Below are 23,938 nucleotides of genomic sequence, written 5' to 3' on the forward strand. Positions count from 1 at the left end.
AGTGCACTGGGGTATCGTTCGCCACGGGAATATCTGCGGCGACGAACCAGTCATGGGTTAAGTGATAAAAAGTGTATGGAAATATAGGGGCCAATCCATTTACAATTGAAAATCCTGGCAAATATACATTGATGGTTGTTTTCAAAGATAACCGAAACAATGAACAGCGTATCGAAAATACCTTTGTTGTCGATGAACAAACGCCAATGAACGTTGAGATGACACCCAAGTTCTCTAACAAATATATGAGAGCTCCACTCGATGTAACCTTAAGGTCAAACATCAAGCTATCTCATTCGGCGGACTCGATAGATACGGTCACATACAAGGTGAACGGTGAAGTAATACCCAGCGGCAAAAATTATTGGGCTCAACTGATCTCGGGTTTAAAAGAAAAGAAATACGAGATTACAATTGATGTTGTTAGTAAACTTGGACAGAGAGGTTCAGCATCTGTTGAGTTTGATGTCGTTAAAAACGCAGTGCCTAATTGTACATTGAGCTACACGGAAACCAACCTAAGCTGGAGCTTTACCAATAAATGTGATGATACTGATGGAAAAATGGTTAGATATGAATGGTTCATCAACGGCGAATTAAGGAACGTTTTCGGTAGTACGGCTACACTTTCTAAAAACCTTAACCGTGGTAAGCAGGACATAAAAGTAATTGCTTATGATGATAGTGGAGACTTTGCAACACAGCACGTGACAGTTTTCGGACCGGCTGAAGAGGCAAGTAAGTCTGAAAACACTGTATCAATACCAAGCAGTGAGTAGTTAATTTTTAAATATAAAGCCGGGACATTATGTCCCGGCTTTTTTATACCCAATAATTGGACCTTTGAAAAATTAATGTCGGAAAGTAACTTTGCTCCAAAGGCATCTTTCATGGCCGCTAACAAAGCTGCGTATACATGCTGAGGAATTAACATTCTTATAGGTGAATATTAGGTTAGTTTGCAGACTTCCGAGCGTTGAAAAACATGGATAATAGTTACTTGGATAGAGGTGCATCTGCCTAGTAAAAATATTCTTCAGTGCCAGTGAGAAAAATATGAGCGACTACATACCTAAAAAGAGAGGGCTGCTTATACTGGATTGGTATGTCCCCCTTAATATTTTATTGCTGATTCTCGTTATGTGTGTCTTTTTCACCCGTTATACATTTGGATACGGTTTATTGAATGGGTGCCTGCCTGCTGATTTTTATATGATTGATCATTCGGATAAAAGTATTAAAACTGGTGAACTCATAGCATTTAACATGCCGAAATCGGTACGTTTTATCCCAGAAAATGAACGAGTCATAAAAATTGTTGCCGGTGTGGGCGGTGACAAACTTAAAGTAACAATGGATGGGGTTTATAACGGGGACAAATTTTTTGAAGCTAATGCACGTCGTATTTCGAAGAAATACAATATTCCGTCCATTTTGATTGAAAAAGAATTGATAATTCCTGAAGGCGAAGTTTTCCTAATTGGGCAAACCGATCACTCATGGGATTCCCGTTTTTGGGGAACAGTAAAGCTGAATTCAGTAATTGGGAAAACATATGCGATCTTTTAATGTAAATAAAAAATATTTACCAATACTTCCTGGACTTGCGTTATGTGCAGTTTTAAGTAATACAAATGCAAGCACTGAGTATCAACATGATGCTGACCTAATCGCTCAGCAAGCAAAAGGGCTTGGGGCACAGGCTAAAGGTGCACAGCAGCCAGATGGGGCTCTTAGCCTTGATGCTACGCTAAAATCACCAGATGTGCAGAAGTACATAGCGCAAGCTGAAGCACTCCAAAAAAACCAGGACCTGAGCAAGCAAATAAACCGTGGTTACGTCCCCGGTATGAATGCGGATAGTGTTCAAGCAGTTATAGACCATACCCAGGCTATCAGGGCCCAAAGTAATAACTCTGAAGCTGTCAACGATATAATTAGAAGACGTGATGAAATTCAAGAAAACGCCAGCCTTAATGAAGCGGCTCTGAAAGCTGTGGAAAATAAGCCGGAAGTCATGCGAGGACAATCTAAAAATATCGAAAAATTGTTTGGTTCCTCGGGCATCACAGCTGCTGACTTCGAAAGAAAAATGGATAGCACACGTGAAGAAGCACTATCAACTGAAAATGGAATAACGATCTTTGCTTCATTTAGCTTGCCGGATTATGTACTGGAAGACCTTCTACGTACGGCCTCAGAGCATAAAGCTCGTGTAGTTTTCAATGGTCTAAAGAAAGGAACTACTCGGCTACCAGAGACACAGGCAGCAATAAACCAAATGATTGTCAAAGGAAAATTTGAATCTCCTTTGATTACAATTGATCCTGATAGCTTCAGTCAGTATCAAGTAACTCAAGTACCGACAATTATTTCTAGGGAGCAAGCTCGTTTTGCAAAAATGGTAGGCTCCTTCAACGTTGAGTTTTTTCAGCGAGAACTTGCTAAAAAACCCGATCAGGATATTTTCCCGGTTGCTGGTACCACTTATCCCGTTGAAGAAAAGAGCATCATTAAAGAACTGGAAGAACGTGCACAAAAATATGACTGGGAAGGTGCAAAAAAAAGGGCCGTTTCTGACACATGGAAAAATCAATGGATGGTCGACCTCCCTCCTGCCCAGGAACACAAAGAATTTTTAATTGACCCTACAGTGAGGGTCACTCAGGACGTAAAAGATAAGCAGGGCCGTGTAATAGCTTCCGCCGGTGAGTTGATTAATCCACTTTCGAGATTTCCTCAAAACCTGACGATGATAATTTTCGATCCACTCAATCCGGGCCAGCTGGTATGGGCTGAGCAGCAGTATCGACAACGTCTGGGTAGTGGAAAAGTAATGCCAATGTTTACCCGTATCCAAAAAGATAATGGATGGGATCACCTAAATGATTTACGTGAAAAATTTAACGGTAAGGTGTTTAAAGTTAACGAACAGATCATCTCACGCTTTCAGATTAAAAACACACCTGCGCTTATAACTACTGACCAAGATAAATTCCGGATCACCCTGTTTAGCGAGGCAGAAGTCCGTGGTATCGGAGCCCCAAATCTTTCAGAGGAAAAATAAGATGAAACTCGGATTTATTATAGGCGCTCTCTTTGCAACATGGCTGACGCTAAATTATCCGGACCAGATGAGAAGTTATTTTACCAAAGCCGTCGACTATATCGAAAGTGTTGCAACATTTATTACATCCAAGTGAGCATGATGGTGAAAAAATTCAAAAAGTTACTTTTAGAGTTCATTGTAGCAGTTATGCTTTCGCTTTCTATACCGGGTATGGCTATGGCAGCAGATGCTGGAGTCCCTGGGGCTATGTGTCAGTCAGCTGGAGTGTGGCAGGGCTTGATTAAGAATATCTGTTGGAGCTGCATTTTTCCCATGAGGATAATGGGCATAGGGGCAGCTCCAGAAGGCGCTGCTCCTTCACGTCCGGGTTGCTACTGCACAGATCAGAACGGCGTACCGGAAATAGGTTGGCAATTGAGCTTCTTTCAGCCGGTGAAGATTGTTGAAGTTGTAAAGAGCCCCTGGTGCAGCCCCTTTCTTGAAGGCACGATGCTTCAAAAATCGCAGTTTGATATTGGTAAAAGCAACACAAATCAGCCAATGACAGCAACTGAAGCCGGATTTTACGATGTTCATCTTTGGGAGTTCCCAATCATGACAATGCTCAAATTACTGATTATTGGCGAGTGCACTGCTGAACCCTATATAGATGCCAGCCTGACCTATATAAGCGAAGTGGACCCTATGTGGGAAAGTGATCTGCTTACACTCGTCCTGAATCCAGAGGCAGTAGTTTTTGCAAACCCAATTGCCTCAATGGTGTGCGCTGCTGACTGTGTAGCAGTAACAGCAGGAAAGGATAATCTCGCTGCATACTTTTGTGCCGGATGCGATGGCAACCTTTATCCATTAACCGGCCACATTTACGCAAATGATGACGCTGTAAGGACGAGTTCACTGATAACCCAGCGTCTTCTGACTAAACTACATCGCCAGGGAATGCTGATGCGAACGATGGGAGCAGACGCAATGTGTGAGAAAACGTGGGAATACTTTACACCTCGTTCCCAGTATCGGCTTTCAATGCTTTTCCCAACTCCTGAGGCGAAAGGGCCGGATTGCTGTCATCGTCTTGGTGATTCGGTACATGACTGGTCAACCCTTAAAGGTGGGCGCAAAAAAATAGGCAATGATAATTATGTCTATATGTTGTGGCGTTACAATGACTGTTGCGTCAGATATATACCAGGCGCTTGATTTCTAAGGGTAAAAATAATGAAACTTAGAAAAACGATAGCTTCAACTATTATTGCATCAATGATTGCCAATACTATGAGTTGGGCTTTTTATATCTCTCTCATAAATATGGTAATGACTCCTCGTATTTATGCGGCAGACGCTATATTTGACCAGCTCGAAAGTAACTTTAATCTTGCTAATCCTAACGCAAATCGCAATGCGACAACCAGTGCTCAGGACATTGTTGAGAAGTACAAGAATGCGGATTCAGGCGAGAATGTCAGTGGGAAGATCACCGAGAAATACGTGGGTAAAGCCGAATCCGCTAATCTTAATCTCGGAAAGTATGGGGCAGGGAACTCAAATGAAAGTGTCATGAAAAATGCCGCATCCGATGGAAAGTCCATTGGTAGCGCCGTACAACTGCCGAGTATGTCTGGAGGGACAATCAATTCAAACTATACCAAGGAAGGGGCAAAGCTGCTCTCTCGGGATGCTAATGGCAACATTGGTATAAGCAGTAATCCCAATACTACTCCTGGAACCAAAACAAATACCGGAGAGATTTTCAGCTCAGAGCAAAAGCACAGCGATATTAAGTTCAATGCCGCAGATCGTTATGGGGATGAGGATGGCTTTGTAAACGATATAAAGAATCGGAAAAGCCAGTTATTTGATGCTCAAAGTTATGATGGCGTTGCCTACCGCACCCTCGTAAATGCTAACAAGGACAACCCGGCATCATCTATAAAGCCTAACGATCCCATGTTTACTGCGGGGAGAAATGAGATAACAAATGCTGTTGCTGGTACTGGAAACTGGCTTCAGAACTGTAATGTTGAGACCTCTAAAAAAACAGTAACCACACACTATCCTGATTACAAAGAGTTCTACTGTAACTCGCCTAAGCAAGATAACTTCAGCAGCTGCACGATAACCCGTGATTTTTCAGTCCCTGTTTACATTTCAGGCGGAAACGGAGACATGTCGATGTGCGGCGATAATTGTGTGCGTATATGGTTTGGTCGCCGTGATGACAACTACTGGAGTGACGGGGTATATGATAACGAACTGACATTAAAATTCCATCCGGATGCAAAATTGGCCTCAGCAAAGATTGTTAACGCGGAGTGGGATGACCACATGCGGGTAACACTTGATGGCACGCAGATTTTTGCTCACATAGATGGTGCATATCGAGAAAGTGACTATCCGGCTCCTAAGGGATCTTGGGAGTTAAAAAAATCGTGGAAACTCGACAAGGTTTACGATGTGACTGATAAGGTCAGAAAATCGGTGTATGAGGAGCCTGATCGAGAAGTGACAATGGCATCCAGAGTATGGGTTGGTGGGAAGGGTGAAGGGTATTTTGAGGTTGAGCTGACTTTTGAAAATATGAAGCTCGAAGATAAGCACGTCCAGGAACCAGCTGGTTGTTACGATGCTGTACAAGCTCCGAATACATTCTGCCGTTTCGATCGGTTTAAAGATATGGATGTTGGCACAAAACGGCTTCCGGAAAGCGTGCTTTCATTGGCAAAGCCTCTGTATGAAGGTGATAAAGGATTTCTTACCTGGAAGACAAACCTTGAAGGCTACTTTTGTGATCCATTGGCCAAAGACAAAATTTGCTCTTATGACGCTAGTGGAAAAATTATGAAAGACGCTAATGGAAAGGACCTCTGTTACAACTATGAAGAAATAAAGAGTATGCCTGATGCATGTAGTGCTTATAAAAATGATGCAGCATGTGTACTCGATAAACAAACATGTGCAGAGGGTTGGTTCGATGAGGGCACTAACAGTTGCTACATGTATGAACAGAAATACACCTGTGACAGAGGGAAGGATGTAGTTCGGGAGGTTGAATCTTCTACAAATGCCTGTGTTGGCATGATCCCATGTTCAGGTGGAACATGCGAAACTGGGCCAAAGGAAGAGAACAACGATTTTGGAAAAGTTGCGGCTTATTCAAACATGGTTCAGTACATGCAGGGCGAAGCCAAATGCGAAGACCCTAACGATGCCAATTCATGTTCCGTCTTTGAAGGAAAACCTGAATGGTGTGGTCGTTCAGTAGGCTTTGTAAATGGCCTGGCAAAGACGGACTGCTGCGAAGCACCACAGGGAACCGCAGGAGCACTTGAAGGTATCATGCTTGCCGGATCTATGATCAGAAACACAAACTGGACCAGAGTTAATGCTCAGCTAATAAAATGGACCGGCGGTGATACAGGTACATGGGCTTCTATGTCTAATGCGGTCGGAGAGTGGACTGCATCAGCTGGTAAAACAGTAGGGCAAATGTGGAACAACGTCACGAGCTCCTTAACGAGCGTATATGAAAACGTCGCTGGTAATCTAAGCAGGGCAGTTGGGTCTTCCGCAACTTCTGGAGGGGCAGGAGGTGCTGGCCAGTTGGCACAGGAAACAATGTCCAGCTTCGGTATAGGTCAGCTTAAGCAGATGGCAATGAAGAAAGCCTACGAATTGCTACCAGATACAGTTCGTGACTTTGTCTTTAAGAACGTTGCTACTACCGGAGGAGAGGTTGTCTTCTCGGCTGCGGTTCAAAACTTTATGCTTGCATTAAACGTGATCGGTTGGATTTATACAGCCTATCAGGTCACTAAAATGCTTTTAGAAATGTTGGTAGCATGCGACCAGAAAGAGATGGAAGCTTCTATTCATAAGAATCAAAAATCCTGTTTTACATTAGATACGGAACGATGCGTCAAATATCTGAATGTTGGTTTCACAAAGAAATGCGTTAAAAAAGCAACAGACATGTGCTGTTATAATTCCATGTTGTCACGCGTTATTATGCAACAAGCTTATCCGCAATTAGGAATAGACCCTGTCGCCTCTAATTGCGTGGGGCTATCAATAAAGCAAATACAGCAACTGGATTTCGATAAAATTGATCTGACGGAGTGGATTAATGATGCAGTTCAGGTAGGAGAAGTTCCTGATCAATATTCAAAATTCTCCGAAGAATCAATTGTGGAAAACTTACCATTCCAGAATGAGAACTATCAACTTCCATCAGAACGTACCAAGGAAGCAATGGGCGGTGAAGAAAATATGATAAAGGCCAGACAAGAAAATGCTCAGGCTATAAAAGAGGAAAATGTAGATTGTAGCTATTTACCTCGACCGGCCATATGTGAGGTAGGTTCAACTACGCTGGATCCGGTTACGGGCAAGCAGTTGCCGAAATATTGAAGAAGGGGCCGTTAGGCCCCTTTTTTAATTACTTGGCTTTCAATGTTTTTTCTGGGAAGCCTTTTTTACCGTATTCACCGGTAAAGAGGTAATAATCTTTTCCGTTGATGGAGGCTGCAACACCCCCTGGAGTTGTTGTATTTGGGCTATCAGAACGGAAAATGATACCCGAAAAATCAGCGCTTGTTTCGTTTCCTTTAAATGGGATGAACACATAACGAATTACAGCGTAATCACCAGCGGGAAGGTTTAGCTCAGGAATTTCGGTTCCTGTTGCGGGGCGAATCGCCTGAAAGCTGTACATTGAATCTGTAGGGAAAACATCAGCATCAGGCTTAGAGGGCAGATCACAGGTACTCCATTTATTGACGACTGCCATATCAATTTTACATGTGGCCAGAGCTGCTTTCTGTTTTTCAGGGTTGTATCCAAATGAGGCCTGAGTTGCTTTTGTATGCTCAAAAACATACTTAGCTCCCTCACGTACCAAACTTTCATCATTGTAAGGCAATTTTTTTGGATTGGGGACGAACACTAGGTATTGATTGACCTGGATGTATTCGGCGTCAGAAGAACTGTACAAAGAGCTGAGGCTCATGATCCCAAAACCTTTTAGACCGCCTGTTACGTAGCCCATCGAACTATTGATGAGATACTTAGAAAGAAAGTTGTCGGCATCCCCTCCAGGAGTAACCTCTTGCTCCTTAAAATTAACGTCGAAACCAGCAAACGAATAGGCATTCTTGGCGACAGAATCATTTGCATTAGCATGCCAGTACTGGCCGTGACTGTACGCATTCAGAGCGGTGCCTGGCGTAGTGCCGGTGTCACCGGCACAACCCGATAGGGAAAAACCAATGACGACAGAAGAGACCAGAGATACTAAACGTAAAAGTTTCATTTAAAGCCCTTTTTGTAATGTCTTTTGGAGATGGAACCATTATTCCATAGTCACGCGTTTCACAAACAACCTGATTGCATAAAAAAGGAAAAAAAGTGATTTCCAGTAGAACCAGCAGTACACAAGAAAAGCGCTTTTATAAAAATGTATAATTATTAAAACGAAGTAATGAGGTTGAAATGGGTAAGCCAACAGAAGAGCAAAGACCTGTTATCGAGAATGCTAGCGCAAACAATATGGTGATAGCAGCGCCTGGATCAGGCAAATCGTTCACCATGATAGAAGCGGTTATATCGATTCTCAAAAAGTATCCATATGCAAGAATCGGGATGGTGACCTTTACTCGCGCTGCAACAAACGCACTTGCAGCAAAGTTACAAAAGCGATTGAGCAAGAAGGATCTTGACCGGGTGCTGGTGGATACTTTTCACGGACTCGTTAAGAAGCAACTGGACATGATTCGCTGGCCGGGAAAGATGTTGATAGGGCCAGCACAGAGATCTGTCATTCACCGGGCTTTGAAAGAATCCGGTGTAACGATGAAGTTTGCTGAAGCTGAATTCGTTATTGATGCTATCGGCAGAGAAATGGATACGGATGTGATTTCAGTTCGGCATAACAGACAACAGATCCATTTGTTTAATACCTATCAGGCGTTATGCCAGAAAGACCATGTGGCGGACCTCAATGCTCTTTCAAAATTTGTTGTCGGTCAAATGCATTCGGGAAAAATGCGCACGTTAGATTTGACACATTTGATAGTAGACGAAGTTCAGGATACTGACTCTATACAATTCTCATGGATAGCATTGCATACAAGAGCTGGAGTCTATACGAGTATAGTTGGAGACGATGATCAGGCCATCTACTCCTTCAGATCCTCAGGAGGAGTCAAAATATTTCAACAGTTTGAAAAACACTTCAGACCTAACATATTTTACTTAAACACATGCTTTAGGTGTGAACCTGAAATTTTAGAGGTGGCCGGAGCACTGATAGGAAAGAATGTTTACCGTTATGCCAAAGAGTTACGCTCGGCAAAAAAGGGAGGGGGAAAGGTCACTTTTCGTTCATATGTAGATATGGAGGAACAGATACAGGGTATTTTAAGCCTTATAAATCAGGATCCACATGGATGGGCAATTCTAAGCCGCAATAATGCTCACTTGGATGAGCTAGAAAGTTTGATCGAACAGCCAGTAATTCGTTACGGAGGTAAATCATTCTGGGATGAAAAAGAAACAAGCGATGTGTTAAGCCTTATGGCCTTTTTCCGACAATCAAATGATCCTCGCTTAATGAAGAGAGTATTGGCATTGTTTGGAGAACAGGAATCAGTTTTGGATGAAGTGGCATTGAGTATGAGAGGAAGAAAAGTTACTTTTGGCGACCTTGCCATCCCGGAGGACAGTTCTCTCGAAACAAAAACATTACATTCAAACTTCGTGCGCTTTACCCAGGAAAGTTCTGATAAAGTTGAGATAGCAAAACGTTTCGCCAACCTTACGAAATGGATGGAATCGTCGTCAATCAAGATGAGGAGTAATAAAGGTACAGCAACCTTAACAAAAATTGCTTTAGACACTTGTAAACAGTGGGCAGAAAAGACTGGTTGGATGAATATGATAAATCGTGCTGCTGCAATGTCATTAGGCCCTAGGAAGAAGGACGAGGAATACAGCCCAGAGAAAGTAGTCCTATCAACCTTGCATGGTTCAAAGGGTCTTGAGTGGAATAAAGTAATAATAATGAGTTGTAATGCGGATCAGATACCAAGTAAAAGATCAGTTGGGGAGGAGGCAATAGAAGAAGAAAGACGTTTGCTTTATGTTGGATTTACGCGTGCAGAAAAGCAACTTTTTGTAATGTGGTATGGTGATCCTTCTTTCTTTTTAAGAGAATGCAGTGAAGAAAAGATAAAAGAAGCAGCTAATATTCGAATTTCTCCACTTTATACAGAATAATTCGATATGGGCATTTACTTATGCTTAAAGCTATAGTATAAAAACAATGAGCTTAAATATCAGCTCCCAAATTTGAGTAACTTTGCTTAAAGTTACTTTCGCGTTAAGCGTTGATTTAGCCGTGAAAAGCGGCCAGCTTAAACAAGCTGTAAGACACCACCGGCAAAATGTCACCTTTGTCGCTGGTGCACTTCCCATGCCTGCAAAAGGCAATCTGAATTTACCAAACCGTAACTAATTTAGCTCCTCCTGGGGCTATTTTTGTTGCGTACTTCTAATGCCAGATAGTATAAATCAGGCGGTTCATAGCTTACGGGAGATGAATGACAGGCTTTGCCTTCGTGTTGAAACAAAAATTTGTTTCTTCCTTCTTACTATATATAGGTGACCCCAAATGTCTAAAAATAAAGCTCGCAGTAAAGCCCTTCATCAAACCTTTAGTGAAATTATTCCAGAGATGGATAAGGCGCTAAACAAACAGCTCTTAGAAGTTCTGATGAAATATACAGAACGTGATAATGAACTGATTGTTATTTTGAATGAGGACGGCCCAAATATCATTGAACTTAAGTCTCTTAAGCCTGTGTCTTTGTTGGCCGAAAAGCTTTCTGCTTATTCAAGCTATTATCATGTGGATGTTGTGGAGCTCGTGGTCAAGAAAATTGATTTCGAAGGAGCTTATAAGCTTCTTAAAGCTTCCCCAGATGTACCACTTTTTAAAAGCTTAACTGAACTGGATAAATATCTTGTTGAGGAGTTTGAAAAATACGGATTAAATTCATTTCTTGACGTGGATAATCTGGATTACTCACTTGAAAAAGCCAGTGAACTCAAAAATGAGCAGTTAATAAATTGGGTTTCGGACATCATTTGCAAACGTGAAAAATTAACTTTACGTAAGCGTTTTGATGTCGCAGTAAAGGCCCACTACGAAAATGTAGAAAAAATGTATGATACCATTCGTCCGTTAATGAAAAAACTGGGTTTCCCAGAAGATCTCATGACGCACACCTTTAGTGAGTTAAGCGTTTTTGAAACTAAAGGATGGGACCATGCAATAAAATCGAAAATTGAGACTCTCGCTAAGCGTGAAACTCAATATTTAGATGATGCGGCTAAAGCAGAGAATCGACGTCTTGTAACAGAGAAGTTGGAGAACTCTTTAGCGATTGCACCAACTAAACCAACAAGAAATTGGTTACATATTGCCGGAATTGCCTGTTTGGTAGTCTGCACGTTCATGTATGTAACTAATAAATTTATTTAATCCTGTTAAGGGGGAACCCTAACGGGGCTTCTCTTTGAACAAATCGAGGAGCGGAAAATGTCATATCTTGAATATATCAATGAAGTAAAAGTGTCCGGGATAGTTATCAGTGCTGTGGAGAAAAAAATGACTGACCAGAGTATAGGTTTGTTAATAAAGCTCAAAAATAGGATGAAGACAGAAGTTGATGGTGAAATCACTGAGAGAGAATTTTCAGTTCAAATCAAGGTGTCGCCTGAAATGTATTCAACCTGTTTCACTGGTATAAATCAGGGTGATGAGTTGATGGTCTCCGGTTATATTGTTGTCGATACTATTATGATTGAAGGGAGAGAACATCCTCTTGACTACATGAGAGTGGTAGCAACAAGTAAGTTGGCTCACATACCTAAACCTCTAAAAGGTTTTGGACAAAGTAGCTTTAATCAGATCTGACATTAAACCCACCCTAAAGGGGAGAAATCCCTTCATGGGATTTCTCCTTTTGGAGTCCCCATGAAACAAAAATTTAGGGCTACTGCAATAAGTAGTAATCAACTTAGTTTTTTTTCTATATTCGATATAGATGAAGATGAAATAACGCAAATAGTTGATTCACCCAAAGAGCATTTAAATGATGCATACACGTCCGGATTAAACTTTAAATCAGATGAAAGTAACATTTCTGAGATAAATTATGATTCTGAAAGGCGTGAAAATCACCTTTATGAAAAATCCAAATTACTTAAAAATCAGATTTTGCATACAATTAATTTTGCAGCAGAAACAGATTATCTATATTCGGTTGAAGAATATAACCCAGATTTGGGTGGTCTGGTAATAGAATGGACCCCTGAGGATGTGTATGTTGTTTTTCTATCCGCTATGGAAGAGTCTTTGGAAATCATTAAAGAACTAGTGTTGAGGAGAAAGTTATTCTTCAAAGATGACAATGGTAATATCACAGTGAATCCACTTTTAGAAGCTGAAACACGGTGGTATATGTCAAAATCATTTGAATACACTTGTTTATCTCATGGACTTGATGCATGTGAATTTAGAGCGGAATTAAAATCATGGCTCTATTATCATTCGCATCGTTCGATTAGTGAAAACACGAAATTAGCTGAATGCAGGAATGATGATGAAATCATTTTGCATGATTGCAATGACGATATGGGCTGGGACATCTTCTTTGATCAGGATTATTTAATGTCAGAAAAAAAACTGGCTGTTAAATGGACTGACAGGGAAATTATGGATGTTTACATAAAAGCTTTTAAATCCACATTAGAGTTGTTTGACGAGCTTGTTTCATGTGATCTGTTAACTAAACGAAACGCTTTTGGCAAGTTAGAAATAAATCCAATATTCGAAAATCATTTTGAATGGATCATGTCTGAAGCTTTTGAAATAGTGGGAAATCATCTTGGTTATAATGTGCCTCAAATCAGGAAACTGATGGCAACTATTTGCCAAATGAATCTCAAATAAAATGCCACTGGCAAACATCTGCCAGAGGGCGGTGTTTGCATTTTACCGGAGTTAAAAATGTCTAATGCCGCTATGAAGTTAAATGAAACATCTTCTGATGCTTATGAAAAATTAGAAGCTCTTCTTTCCCCGGATGTTATAAAGTTAAAACATTATGTGGATAAAGGTGAGTATCTTTTAGTTCTAGCAAAGGACCTTTTTGGTATTCCAGAAATGGATCCAAAGATGGCTGTGCCTGTTTTCAAAACTAAAACCTCGTATCGAGCTCCGCTGAACAAAGACTACATACCAAATCCCCGAATACTTGAACAAGTGGTTAAACTGCTTATCAGTCCGGATATAGATTTAAGTGTGTGTCTTAAAGGTGAGTCCGGTTCTGGCAAGACTGAAATGGTAATGTACATTAGCCACATGATGAATTGGCCGCTGACAATTAAGCAGATCAACAGCAATATTCGAGTTGATGAGCTTGAAGGTGAGCGCAGTCTTAATGGTGGTAATACAGGTTTTGTACACAGCGATTTGGTAACGGGATTTCGTAATGGTCACCTCATTCTTCTGGATGAAGTGGACAAAATCGATCCTGATACGGCAGCAAAACTTCACATGCCCATTGAACGTAAGCCCTGGTCACTCAGTGCTAATGGTGGTGAGGTTATAACTGCTAATGGCTACACGCGATTTATTGGTACTGCAAACACAAACATGAGTGGAGGCGCTCGCCGGTTCGTTTCTTCTCAACGTCAAGATGCAGCTTTTATAAAGCGGTTCTTGATAGTTGAAATGGTGAAGCCCGACAAAGTTGCTTTAACCAATGTGCTTACTAAACGATATAGCTCTTTGCCTTTTCAGGTCATTGAGAAGTTCGTAAGAGTAGCGATTGCAGTAAATGACTCTGGTACAGAAGACAGTGTGATGGATATTCGTCAATTAGTAGCTTGGGTTGGCACGTCGATGACGTTAAAAACCTTTAGTCTTCTTGACACTTTCAAAATAGCTTTTGCTTCTGCTTTACCTTTACATGTGGTCGATCTTGTTCTTCAAGCTATAGATCTTTCTCTTGGCGAAGACAAGGATAAATCGCTGGAGTATTTCACAGCAAAAAAGTCGAGTTAGATGGGATTTGTTATGAAACCTCTGATATTTGTATCTCAGAGTTATCCCATCTTGAATTTAGTGCGTTTTTAAGTACGGATGGTGCTGCTACCATTGCTATAGCAAAAAACGGAACTAATTTTACTGGACTTATGCAACTGAATAACGACTATTCTTTATTGTTTTATCATGATGGTAAAATAAATATGGAAGGTATAATTAAAGAAATGGAATTAAAAGGTTATATGTATCAGGGAGCAATGGGCAATGATGATGTTGCCGCTGAGTTTCCCGGTATTCTTTTAATTGCGCCAGAGAAGCTTTAATATCAACCCTATCGGGAAATCTTTCCCGTTGGGGAGGGTTTCCCCTTTTTTTTGGAGAAACCCATGACTTTAAATACTTCAATGCTTAACAAAGTATCTGCAAAACAAATCTCTGAGAATTTTGCAAAATCATATCCAGATTTACTGGAAGGTGCAGTTATAACAAAAATTGAAATAAGTGGCTGTCAAGGATCGCGTCGAACCGATAAAATCGATTTGTCTTATGATGGAGATGATATTACGGATCAAAAAAGCGTATCTAAAAGCGAAGTACGTTGGATTGACATAAAAGCCCTTAGCTTCAAAAGTACGATTACCAGCAGAATATCAACCCTTTGCTCACGCTTGTGCATCCGCTATAGCAATATGTGGATTTTACCAGTTTCCAGTATGGAAGAGTTTCTGGAAGGGGCCCAAGAGATTGAACGAGAGTTTCAGGCAGGTATTCAAAACGTTGTAGACAATTATGAGATGCATATTGAGGCTGAAAAAAATAGAAGCCCAAGAATGTCTTCTTTGATTGATCAGTTGAAATTAACTAAAGATGATTTCATAAAATCCTTTAGATTTAATATTGCTCACTTTATTCCTTTTACGCCTATTAGCGTTGAAGGTGATGAAACCCAGGACTACTATCAGGAACAATTGATAACAGATCTGGCAGAAGAAGCAATGAGGGTTTATGAAAAAATTAGTAAAAATAATAATTTGCGCTCAAGTACTATTGACCGACTGAAGCAAATGCAAAATAAGATCATTAGCTTCATGTTTATACATAAAGAGGCGGCAGTACTTGCAGAAGCTATAAAACACATAATGAATAATTTACCTAAAGGTGCCATTTCTGAACCTCGCGACGTTGCGGTGTTACAGCAGTGGTTTTATTTCATGAGTGATGCTTCAATGTTAAAGCGTATTATTTCAGGAGAGCAAAAGGTTACTGACTGGTTGGAATCTATTACCAGATCATTTAATCAAAGCTCACAAACAGAACCGAACGCGCTACAGAACACAGGTATTGAAGCTATTTTAGATTCAACAAATGTGTTTCAGGTTGAACCTGTCGTAGAGAACGATATAAAAAACAGCACGTTTTCAAACACTGATTCTGTAGCTGAACCTGAGAAATCAGTTTCGCAACAGGAAGACAATGCTGAAAATGGTTTTGATATCGAGCTCAAAGGCTGGTAACTGTTTGCTTTATTAAAAACCCCAGATGGGTACTTCACCATCTGGGTGAGTACCCCTTTTTTATAAAGAGGTATTCTATGAAATTAGATCTTAAATCATCGCCGCGCCATATTAAGCGTTTACAGAATATAGCAAAAGTCATTAGCGGCTTAGGCGATGTAAGAGTTGTAATAGACGACAATACCAAAGGACCGTATTTTGATCCTGTCAATAAAGTTTGTGTTTTACCAAACGGCGATTATAGCGATGATGACTTTGTCAGTCTGATTGAAGGTTTTACCTGTCATGAAGCTGGTCATGGTCGCTATACCGTCAGTGAGGTTTACAGTGACGCCTTTAATAGTGTTCTCATGTCATCTGAAGGGTTTACACGCTTCGATGACGGAATGAATGCAGAGTTTGAGAGCCTCGCTGAGAAACGTAAAGCTTATAGCAGGGCAAAACGTCTTACCGGGCTTATAAATCTGTTCGATGATGTACAGATGGAAGAGAAGGTTGGTAACGATTATCCGGATGCAAAGCGGCGGCTTGCAGCCACTTACGCACTGATGGTTAAAGCCGGAAGGATGACTCCTGATATATCTTCTCGTCCGGAAAATCCTGTCCTATTTATTGAGTGGTATCTGCTTAACTCATTGCGAGTAAAAGTCCTTCAGCAGGTAGGTCACAAAGAAACCCTCGATCCGTTTTTTGACTATGCCCAAAAGATACTTTCTCCAGTAATTTCTGATGTTGAGGAAATTTTTCATGATGCTCTTGGTTGTGAAAATACTCAGGGCTGTGAATCCCTTGCTCGTAAGACCCTGGCTCTTTTAGAGAGACTGCGGGATGAGGCAAAGGAACAACAGCAGCAGACAGAGCAGGAGGAGCAGGAGGCATATGATGAATCCGAGACCGATACCGATACCGAATCAGAAGATAAATCGCTTACGTCGACTGATAGTCGTGAGGATGATTCTGAGGACGATAGTGAAGGTCAGGCAGATACTTCCGATAACGCTGATCTTGCTCAAGAGGGATGTTCTGAGCCTTCAGAACTTGCTGAAGATAACGAGGGAAATAATGAACCCACCGGTGGCAATCCCACGGGTGATAACATTATTGAAGACGATACTGATGCGATTAACCCTTCCGAGAGTGAATCAGATGAAGCCAGTTCGACTAACGTTGAAGATGAAAGTAACTTTTCATCGGCTCAATGGGAGATACTGGCAGATTTGTTGGATGCCTTTCTTAGCAGTGATGAGGATAGCGAAGATTATCACGATGCTTTGGCTAAAGAGATTGAAGGTATTGCATCAAAAGTATCCGATGACGTGAAAGCCGAATTCGGTGCTTCTGAATGGGATATCCCTGATCTCCTTATCGATTTGAATGTTTACAATGAGGCTTTGTCTCTGAGTCATTCAATCGGTAGCGACTTGTCTGTTTTACAGCAGGTTAAAATGCGTGGCCGAAACAAAACTCATGAGCGTGGAATTACCTTCGATGGAAATCGATTAATTCTGTCACAAATGGGAGTTCGTGATGTCTTCAGAGCTCAAAGCGAATCTAAAAATAGAGGGCATGTTGGCCTCGTATTAGTTCGTGATATTTCAGCGTCAATGGCTAATGATGAAAGATATATTCATGCCATTAAGTCAGATCTTGCTTTATCGATGGCCGCTGAAAGTTTGTCAAAAATGCATGTCTCCAATATAGTTTTTCCCTTCAAGGAAAGTGAATTTGAGATTATCAAAACGTTTGATCAAAGCGTTGAGGAATCTCTATCGAAATTCACTCTTGGATGTAAGGGTTATTATACCCCTACGGGATCTGCTTTAATGGCAGCTGTTGATCTGTTACTTGACAGCCAATTCGATAGGAAAATAATTTTTCTTATAACTGATGGTTATCCGAATAAATCGGAATTTACTATCGTCGAAGTTATGGAAAAGGCTAAATGTAATGGAATAGAAATCGTTGGTGTTGGTATTAAGACTGATGAAATAATTGGTTTTGAAACGGACACTTTCGTAACAGTTGATGATACTTCTTTATTGTCTATTGAAGTCAGTAAGCTAGTTCATCAAATACTTTCTTAATAAACTCTACCCAATCGGGGCAAAAAGGCCCCGGTGGGTCTTTTTGCTCCATGAAGGAATAAGGAGCAAAATATGACTCAGATAAAAACTTACCGTGTAGAACATGAAAAAGTCGGTGCGATGCATAAAGTCCGTATTTTCGGACGTGTTGGTGAAGTTATAAGCAATGATAGCCCTCAGGAAAGAATCTTCCGCGAAGTCACTATAGCGGAGGGTAATAGCCAGCAGGCTGCGTTACTTGTAGATAACTACATACAGCGTCTTGAGAATAATGGCTTCACGACTGAAGCATAAATGTTGAGGGCCCCCGGGCCCTCTTTCTTAAATTCTGCGTTGTGGGTTTCTCCCTGTCTTCTGCACCGCAGAAGGCATTGAGAAACTCACAATGCCAGATAAGAGAGATCATCATGACTTATGCATCCCCGGCTCTTCGTCGTAAACCACAGGAAGTATCTGAACACTTTATTAAACTCGTTCATGCTCGAATTGCTGAAGTGTCTGGCTGGAAGTATATATTCGAAAGAATACCTGCTTTCAAAGACGCTTGTGCAAAAGCCCCGAGCCAGGTTCCTTGCCCGTTTACTGGCGCAGGGAAATCGAAGTTTCGTTTCCGGCAAAAAGACCTTTATACCGGATGTGCGATCCATAATGACTTTCCGGTAAATGAGTTTTGCGACGGAATTGATGTTCTGGCGAAATATTATGAATTAAGTAAAACGCAGACTTGCAAAAAGATTCTCTCAGATTTTTTCGGGATGGATCTGCATGCTCCGTTAACTGACGCCGACATTGAAAATGAACGACGCTATAAATCAGCAGTTCGTGCCACAGAAACTCTTGACCGAGAGGAAGTGGCAAAGCGAATGCGAAAACTTGATGTGATGTATCACTATACCGGTGAAATAAAGCCTAATACTCCTGTTGCTTTGTACCTCCGTAATCGTGGGATCTCCCGCTTACTGAGTCACTTACCAAAGGATTTAGGCTTTAATAACCGGATCTACTATTGGGATAAAGATAAGCAGAAATCGATTATCTATCCGGGAATGATTGCAATCTATCGTGACACCCGAGGTCGGCCTCTGACTATCCATAGAACATACGTAGACAAAAACGGTGATAAGGCACCTGTAGAAAATCCAAAGCTGATGATGAAGCCTCCTGCCGATATGACAGGTGGCTCAATTCAGTTGTTTGACCCTCACTATGATTCAGGTAGTTCGACCTGGACACTGGGAGTGGCTGAAGGGATCGAGAATGCGCTTTCTGTTGTAGAAGCGACTTCAACACCATGCTGGGCAGCCAGCTCCGCATGGTGCCTTGAAAACGTTACTGTTCCTGATTTTTTACTGCCTCCGCCGGATGTAAAATATATAAACTTTTATATCTGGGCGGATAAGGATATTGCTAACTCACAAGGCACTCGTGCCGGTATCGAAGCTGCTCAGCGACTTCAAAGCCGCATGGTTGAGTTTTTGGCTAAACGATATCCCGCATCAAAGCTGACAATTGAAGTCTTCGAACCAGCACAAGATATTCCTGATGGGAAAAAGGGTATCGACTGGAACGATGTTCTCCAGTTAACAGGGCAGGATGGATTCCCGATTCACTGGGCTCCTGAATGTCTTAATCAGCTGTAACAACGATAACTCCCCCGCATTTTGCGGGGGGGGTTATCTTATCAATATTATTTTTTAAATTGTATTGATAAGATAACCGCTTTCCTTCGTGATAATTACCTGCCTTTAAGGTCTTTTCACGGCTGAGATGCTTGCTCAGTTAAATAAATGTGCGGTACTACTGGCTATGGTCGGTTGTATGACATGGTTATTCCATAAACTATTAAAACCCATAACGGGAGTATTACCGTTATGGTGATGCTCGTCGTTTTACATCGGAGAGCATTTTAATGAATTTTCAAACTAACGAAGTTTTTAATAAATTTGCTGCTGTTATAAAATCGCGCATCGTCAATGAACCATCGTCATGCTATTTGCTGCATGATAATGAGATAGATATAACGATTTTGAAACATGGCATATTAGAAAATGACAGAAACCTGTTGTACGTAGTTCGTCCTTCAGGAACGTGTTTGTTGCGTTGTGACAAATATTTCTATCCGAAATATTATCTTCGTTGCCGTGGAGATTATAAGTCATTCATATATGTCCATCTTGATCTACATAGTGGTGAAGCTAAAGAAATCACATGGGAGCAAGCAGACGATATGCTGTCTAGTCCAGGAAAACCCCCATTAAAAGGAAATCTTGGACGATTTGAGTATATAAAAGTTGTGGTTGAGGACCTTCGTATTCGAGGTTACGCTGATTATCTTCCTGCGTATAATCTTGATGACCTTCGCCGTTTTGCCTTACAGGACGACCGCCCATCCCTTGTCAGATACATTGACAATGTAATGGCAACGGTCTGATTGGTTGCTAATTGATTTACATATTTTCCCTGATGGCCAACCTGCATCAGGGAGGCCTCAATAACGACTGGAGGCTGTATGAAGTTAGCTACGGACCTGGTAAAAGCTATTTTGATTAGAAATGGTGTTGAACCAGTAAATATAAGCGAATCATCTAAATTATCTTTGAAACAACCACTGACAGAACTTAAATTCAGTTTATATTTGCGAACTGAGCATTTATCTCACTTCCTACCCGGTTATGTTTATTCTATAAAAGAATGTCCACTGTCATATGACATCGGGATCGAAATTCAGAAAATCTTCGAAAGTTTACATTTGTTAAACGAAGAATTTGAATCCCTCGGTTTTGTTTCTGTATGGATAGAAATGCATCAAAGCATTTTTGAACAAAGTCGGTTTAAGAAAAGTAACTTTACTTTTCGGGAGGAAGAGGTCGAGCTTGCTAAAGGGCTTGTTTGTTCTCACAATTCACAAATAAGTAATGCGGCTTATTTCTGGCTTCAGCACTTTGAGGAGTTTATGATTTATGTTCGTAATAAGCTTATCGACCTCTTTCGAGAGGCCTATGACCTGATCCTTGGAATGCAGCAAGTATTTTTCATTCGGGAAAAGGAAGAGCTGTTGAAAACTATAAGTTATGGGGATGACCTGTATGAGGTGAAATTAATGGCGGCTGAGCTTTACTCTATCGAACAGAACTTAAAGTGTTCTGAATCGATAAGTACAAAATCTCAAGCTTCGGCATATATTAACCGCATCCGTGAGTTTGTGCGTTCGGGGTGGAGGCAGGGCTATATAGTCTGCCATCATAAGCGAAGTAATCAAATCTCATCATTGTCATTACCGATGTACTTGAAAGATACGTCAGGCCGAAGTGCTCGAAAGCGAGTAAAACGTCTTATATCTTCTACAGTTTGTGGTAGAAATAAAGATTTAGGTCTTACAGATTTTTAATTAAATTATACCCATGTGGGGATCACACCCCATATGGGAGTGATCCCTTTTTTATTGAGAGAGGATCACATGAAAATTATCGAAAAAATCATTAATGCCTTTTTGGTTGTTCAACATAAAAAAATACAGGTTAAAAACATTACATTTTTAGACAATGGGCAGGGCATGTTCTCTGGTATGTCTTTTGATGCTGATGTTTCACTGGAGTTTATGTATGAATCAGCAAAAGCATATAGTTCTTGTTTCTGTGATATTCCCTTTCCAGGTTTTGAAGATGCAAATCTGGAGGAAATTACGAAATTTCAATTAGATGCTTTGAAGCAAAGAAAGAATCATTCTTTCATTGTTAACCATTTGAGGTTTCCTATAGTTTTAAGGGAAGGGTGCAAAATCGAAAGAGGAGAAGTCTATTCAATTTCGAATTGCACTTATAATAAAGAAAGATTGCAGTATCTTTTTTCTCAGGATATTTACGGTAAGTTGTATAATTCCTTAGAGAAAGAATTAAGCTCGTTTTTCTCATTTATCAATGTTGAGGTGCACGAGTTGTTAAAAGATGCTGTATGCTTTGCATTAAAAATCCTGAATAAGATATCTTTGGATACACCTGAAAGACTTATTAAAGCTTTTAATTATCGTGACTGGTATTGTAGTTACGATGTTGAGCTTTTTAGGAAAGGCTTACCTGGTCATATTCTGGAAGAGCTCATTGCTCCAGATATCTTACTTTCAGACCTTAACGGTTGTAGAAAAATACTTAGAAATGCAAAACGATTTCTAAATGGACATACAAAAACCAATTGTGTTTATATTAAATATGAATGGTGGTTGGGGCCTGTGGATACCTCACACTCAGCTAAGTTGATGTCTGACAAAGAAATTAACAACCGAAGTGACTTGAAGAATTTTTCAAAGGTCTTTTTCAAAGAGTGTTTAAGTTCTGGTAAGTCGGAATATGAAAACCATCTTAGTGAAAAAGAACATGCGCTTCGCTACAATTATTAATTAAAATTATTTTCTCCCATAGGGATTTCTCCCTTTGGGAGAAATCCCTCTATTAAGAGGGTATTTAAATGAATGCGATACAAAAGTTAGTTGAATCTATTCTTGTTAAAATGGGTTTTGTTGGCGCTGTAGTGGAAAATATATATTTGGATTCAAAACCATTTCGGCATATTCGATTTGTGGCTGATATTCCAGTAATATCTTTTCTACCTCATTTGGTGAAATATCTTAAGGGCGCAGACCATCTTTACTGTGGTAACGATGATTTGCATCCTCTTTTCATTTATTTTTCCGAAGCGGCTACATTAAAAGCAGGCCCTGTAAATCTCGCGAACTTTCGTTTTGAAGTTTCTATAGCTTCAACTCATTTACGACTGGTCTCAGAGAAGCCTGATTTGCTTATCAAAGGATTTAACCGGGATAATCTAGAATACGTTTATTACCGCTCAGATTTGGCCTCTAAGGATCTTATACTAGGCCTTGTTGAACACGGTTCTCCTTTCATAAAACATCTACATGGACTTATACAAAAGCGAATTTTAAACGAGTTCTCTCTGATTTTTTCTGTTCTTGAAAAGATTTTAGAAAGCGCGAAGCCACAAATTCTTGCTTGCTTCCATAGTGTTGATTATGAAATGAACGTAAAAATAATAGCCGAAGCTATACCTGAAACTGTATCTAATCAGATAGTCACATCTGATTATATAGTTAATTCTATATCAGATGCGGACAAGTTTATAAATCATGTTCGTCGCTATTTAGCAGGCAGGGTAATGAAGAGGCGGATATACGCTGAATTAGATGTTTGTGAAGAAACATCAAATATTTCACTAGTGAACTTAGGATGCTTTACGTCTCCTCTGCTCGTTACGGAATATCAAATGTTTAAGCCACACTCTTCAGGGTTATATCGAAAAGCTATAAACAACTCCTTAAAACAGTTCAAACCAGAAATGCATGTACCTTCTGAAGAACTCTTTTATAATTAATCTAACCCATCCGGGAACTTGCTTCCCGGTGGGAAGCACTTCCTTTTTAGTCATGAGGTAGTGTAAATGTTTAAAGAATCTGACCACGTGGAATTTGTTAGTGCCTTTCTTTATCAAAATTTAGGCCTTAATGTTCCCGCTGACGATATAACCGTTCAATTATCTGATACTTCGTTCGACAAAGTAACCTTTGATTACGATGTAGATATCGATAATTTAAATTGTATGTTGGATCTCTACATATCTGAACTAATAAAGCACAACGCATCTTACTCCGATTCTATTCTTTTGAAACAAAAAATAATTTATTTTCTTGGAGTATTTAAGAATTTCGGATTTTTTACGTTTGATATTCGCGGATATAGTAATACTTTAAGCCCAGTTAAAGTTATTGATATTGTTTCAATGATTATTAATGACTGTGAAGAGTTATCTAAAGCTAATTCTTCTACTGATGCTATAAGAAATCTTTATCTCGATAAAATGAAGGTGGATGGGAAAGTGTTAGTTGCGAAATTTGCACTTAAACAGTTTTTTCATTCCGACTTTGGTGACTTTATCTCATTTGTCGAGAAAAGAATTACAGATTGTCTTAATGAAACTTTAAGGATTATCAAAGCTGTTGAACATGGCTTTGTACGTGTTGGGCAGCATAAGATTAATCGCCGTATTAATGATGACTTATAGTTATGCATTGATTTCAATACTGATGATTATCCGGCAAATATGCCAGATATATATATTAAGTTTAACGATACATTTGATGGGAACGGGGCGTTAT

20 protein-coding genes and 1 pseudogene are annotated in these 23,938 nt (G+C 40.3%); 20 read left to right on the plus strand and 1 reads right to left on the minus strand.

Going from position 1 to position 23,938, the window contains the following annotated elements:
• Window positions 1–98 precede the first annotated feature (98 nt).
• The 5 genes and pseudogenes from ACMWKA_RS22060 to trhN form a co-directional block, all read left to right on the plus strand.
• A pseudogene (locus ACMWKA_RS22060) lies at window positions 99–779 on the plus strand (hypothetical protein); the annotation flags it as partial.
• Between the two features lie 277 nt (window positions 780–1,056).
• Window positions 1,057–1,569 carry an IncHI-type conjugal transfer protein TrhF gene (gene trhF, locus ACMWKA_RS22065; protein WP_001286760.1) on the plus strand — a complete coding sequence of 171 codons (513 nt, stop codon included), beginning with the start codon at window positions 1,057–1,059 and terminating at the stop codon, window positions 1,567–1,569.
• Window positions 1,556–3,067, plus strand: coding sequence for a TrbC family F-type conjugative pilus assembly protein (locus tag ACMWKA_RS22070; protein ID WP_001256132.1), 1,512 nt, complete (start codon window positions 1,556–1,558; stop codon window positions 3,065–3,067). The genes trhF and ACMWKA_RS22070 overlap by 14 nt, the downstream gene beginning before the upstream one ends.
• A 144-nt stretch (window positions 3,068–3,211) precedes the next feature.
• Entirely contained in the window at window positions 3,212–4,267 is a 1,056-nt protein-coding gene (gene trhU / locus ACMWKA_RS22075; RefSeq protein ID WP_181231580.1) for an IncHI-type conjugal transfer protein TrhU, read from the plus strand.
• An 18-nt stretch (window positions 4,268–4,285) separates the two neighbouring features.
• A complete protein-coding gene (gene trhN, locus ACMWKA_RS22080; RefSeq protein WP_000776701.1) occupies window positions 4,286–7,474 on the plus strand; it encodes an IncHI-type conjugal transfer protein TrhN in 3,189 nt (1,062 codons plus the stop codon).
• 28 nt (window positions 7,475–7,502) lie between these two features.
• Here trhN and ACMWKA_RS22085 read toward each other — a convergent pair whose 3' ends face one another.
• A complete protein-coding gene (locus ACMWKA_RS22085; RefSeq protein ID WP_000771834.1) occupies window positions 7,503–8,375 on the minus strand; it encodes a hypothetical protein in 873 nt (290 codons plus the stop codon).
• Between the two features lie 179 nt (window positions 8,376–8,554).
• Between ACMWKA_RS22085 and trhI the strand changes: the two genes are divergently transcribed.
• From trhI to ACMWKA_RS22160, 15 genes are all read left to right on the plus strand, one after another.
• A complete protein-coding gene (gene trhI, locus ACMWKA_RS22090) occupies window positions 8,555–10,339 on the plus strand; it encodes an IncHI-type conjugal transfer helicase TrhI (protein WP_000517885.1) in 1,785 nt (594 codons plus the stop codon).
• Between the two features lie 394 nt (window positions 10,340–10,733).
• Window positions 10,734–11,606: a hypothetical protein gene (locus ACMWKA_RS22095; protein WP_000041927.1), complete on the plus strand. Its 873-nt coding sequence runs from the start codon at window positions 10,734–10,736 to the stop codon at window positions 11,604–11,606.
• Window positions 11,607–11,663: 57 nt separating this feature from the next.
• Window positions 11,664–12,041 carry a hypothetical protein gene (locus ACMWKA_RS22100; RefSeq protein ID WP_000120822.1) on the plus strand — a complete coding sequence of 126 codons (378 nt, stop codon included), beginning with the start codon at window positions 11,664–11,666 and terminating at the stop codon, window positions 12,039–12,041.
• A 60-nt stretch (window positions 12,042–12,101) separates the two neighbouring features.
• The gene (locus ACMWKA_RS22105; protein WP_000810361.1) at window positions 12,102–13,079 is read left to right on the plus strand and encodes a hypothetical protein; all 978 of its coding nucleotides are present in this window, start codon (window positions 12,102–12,104) and stop codon (window positions 13,077–13,079) included.
• A 57-nt stretch (window positions 13,080–13,136) separates the two neighbouring features.
• Window positions 13,137–14,195 carry an ATP-binding protein gene (locus tag ACMWKA_RS22110; RefSeq protein ID WP_031942298.1) on the plus strand — a complete coding sequence of 353 codons (1,059 nt, stop codon included), beginning with the start codon at window positions 13,137–13,139 and terminating at the stop codon, window positions 14,193–14,195.
• A 131-nt stretch (window positions 14,196–14,326) separates the two neighbouring features.
• Window positions 14,327–14,500 (plus strand): hypothetical protein, encoded by a 174-nt coding sequence (locus ACMWKA_RS22115; RefSeq protein ID WP_031942299.1) that lies wholly within the window; start codon window positions 14,327–14,329, stop codon window positions 14,498–14,500.
• Window positions 14,501–14,563: 63 nt separating this feature from the next.
• On the plus strand, window positions 14,564–15,691 hold the full coding sequence (locus ACMWKA_RS22120; RefSeq protein WP_000174396.1) for a DUF3150 domain-containing protein: 1,128 nt from the start codon (window positions 14,564–14,566) through the stop codon (window positions 15,689–15,691).
• Between the two features lie 77 nt (window positions 15,692–15,768).
• Window positions 15,769–17,775 carry a VWA domain-containing protein gene (locus ACMWKA_RS22125; RefSeq protein WP_000762700.1) on the plus strand — a complete coding sequence of 669 codons (2,007 nt, stop codon included), beginning with the start codon at window positions 15,769–15,771 and terminating at the stop codon, window positions 17,773–17,775.
• Window positions 17,776–17,847: 72 nt separating this feature from the next.
• A complete protein-coding gene (locus ACMWKA_RS22130; RefSeq protein WP_000192120.1) occupies window positions 17,848–18,069 on the plus strand; it encodes a hypothetical protein in 222 nt (73 codons plus the stop codon).
• A 113-nt stretch (window positions 18,070–18,182) separates the two neighbouring features.
• Window positions 18,183–19,415 carry a toprim domain-containing protein gene (locus ACMWKA_RS22135; protein ID WP_000220379.1) on the plus strand — a complete coding sequence of 411 codons (1,233 nt, stop codon included), beginning with the start codon at window positions 18,183–18,185 and terminating at the stop codon, window positions 19,413–19,415.
• A 269-nt stretch (window positions 19,416–19,684) separates the two neighbouring features.
• On the plus strand, window positions 19,685–20,206 hold the full coding sequence (locus tag ACMWKA_RS22140) for a hypothetical protein (RefSeq protein WP_001011130.1): 522 nt from the start codon (window positions 19,685–19,687) through the stop codon (window positions 20,204–20,206).
• Between the two features lie 78 nt (window positions 20,207–20,284).
• On the plus strand, window positions 20,285–21,163 hold the full coding sequence (locus ACMWKA_RS22145) for a hypothetical protein (protein ID WP_000762003.1): 879 nt from the start codon (window positions 20,285–20,287) through the stop codon (window positions 21,161–21,163).
• A gap of 69 nt (window positions 21,164–21,232) precedes the next feature.
• Window positions 21,233–22,168 (plus strand): hypothetical protein, encoded by a 936-nt coding sequence (locus tag ACMWKA_RS22150; RefSeq protein ID WP_000691119.1) that lies wholly within the window; start codon window positions 21,233–21,235, stop codon window positions 22,166–22,168.
• Window positions 22,169–22,236: 68 nt separating this feature from the next.
• A complete protein-coding gene (locus tag ACMWKA_RS22155) occupies window positions 22,237–23,157 on the plus strand; it encodes a hypothetical protein (protein ID WP_031942300.1) in 921 nt (306 codons plus the stop codon).
• A 66-nt stretch (window positions 23,158–23,223) separates the two neighbouring features.
• Entirely contained in the window at window positions 23,224–23,844 is a 621-nt protein-coding gene (locus ACMWKA_RS22160) for a hypothetical protein (protein WP_031942301.1), read from the plus strand.
• Window positions 23,845–23,938 lie beyond the last annotated feature (94 nt).

The sequence above is a fragment of the Enterobacter sp. 03-F-07-AD-ECC genome (assembly GCF_047530935.1).
In the GTDB taxonomy this organism is placed as follows: Bacteria; Pseudomonadota; Gammaproteobacteria; order Enterobacterales; family Enterobacteriaceae; genus Enterobacter; species Enterobacter cloacae.

Bases quoted from the DNA above. Each gene is read 5' to 3' on its own strand.
- ACMWKA_RS22150 (WP_000691119.1), top strand. From the start codon at position 21,233: ATGAAAATTATCGAAAAAATCATTAATGCCTTTTTGGTTGTTCAACAT.
- ACMWKA_RS22105 (WP_000810361.1), top strand. From the start codon at position 12,102: ATGAAACAAAAATTTAGGGCTACTGCAATAAGTAGTAATCAACTTAGT.
- trhN (WP_000776701.1), top strand. From the start codon at position 4,286: ATGAAACTTAGAAAAACGATAGCTTCAACTATTATTGCATCAATGATT.
- ACMWKA_RS22070 (WP_001256132.1), top strand. From the start codon at position 1,556: ATGCGATCTTTTAATGTAAATAAAAAATATTTACCAATACTTCCTGGA.
- ACMWKA_RS22140 (WP_001011130.1), top strand. From the start codon at position 19,685: ATGAATTTTCAAACTAACGAAGTTTTTAATAAATTTGCTGCTGTTATA.
- ACMWKA_RS22095 (WP_000041927.1), top strand. From the start codon at position 10,734: ATGTCTAAAAATAAAGCTCGCAGTAAAGCCCTTCATCAAACCTTTAGT.
- ACMWKA_RS22085 (WP_000771834.1), bottom strand. From the start codon at position 8,375: ATGAAACTTTTACGTTTAGTATCTCTGGTCTCTTCTGTCGTCATTGGT.
- ACMWKA_RS22115 (WP_031942299.1), top strand. From the start codon at position 14,327: ATGCAACTGAATAACGACTATTCTTTATTGTTTTATCATGATGGTAAA.
- ACMWKA_RS22110 (WP_031942298.1), top strand. From the start codon at position 13,137: ATGTCTAATGCCGCTATGAAGTTAAATGAAACATCTTCTGATGCTTAT.
- ACMWKA_RS22120 (WP_000174396.1), top strand. From the start codon at position 14,564: ATGACTTTAAATACTTCAATGCTTAACAAAGTATCTGCAAAACAAATC.
- ACMWKA_RS22145 (WP_000762003.1), top strand. From the start codon at position 20,285: ATGAAGTTAGCTACGGACCTGGTAAAAGCTATTTTGATTAGAAATGGT.
- trhI (WP_000517885.1), top strand. From the start codon at position 8,555: ATGGGTAAGCCAACAGAAGAGCAAAGACCTGTTATCGAGAATGCTAGC.
- trhF (WP_001286760.1), top strand. From the start codon at position 1,057: ATGAGCGACTACATACCTAAAAAGAGAGGGCTGCTTATACTGGATTGG.
- ACMWKA_RS22160 (WP_031942301.1), top strand. From the start codon at position 23,224: ATGTTTAAAGAATCTGACCACGTGGAATTTGTTAGTGCCTTTCTTTAT.
- ACMWKA_RS22125 (WP_000762700.1), top strand. From the start codon at position 15,769: ATGAAATTAGATCTTAAATCATCGCCGCGCCATATTAAGCGTTTACAG.
- ACMWKA_RS22100 (WP_000120822.1), top strand. From the start codon at position 11,664: ATGTCATATCTTGAATATATCAATGAAGTAAAAGTGTCCGGGATAGTT.
- ACMWKA_RS22135 (WP_000220379.1), top strand. From the start codon at position 18,183: ATGACTTATGCATCCCCGGCTCTTCGTCGTAAACCACAGGAAGTATCT.
- ACMWKA_RS22155 (WP_031942300.1), top strand. From the start codon at position 22,237: ATGAATGCGATACAAAAGTTAGTTGAATCTATTCTTGTTAAAATGGGT.
- ACMWKA_RS22130 (WP_000192120.1), top strand. From the start codon at position 17,848: ATGACTCAGATAAAAACTTACCGTGTAGAACATGAAAAAGTCGGTGCG.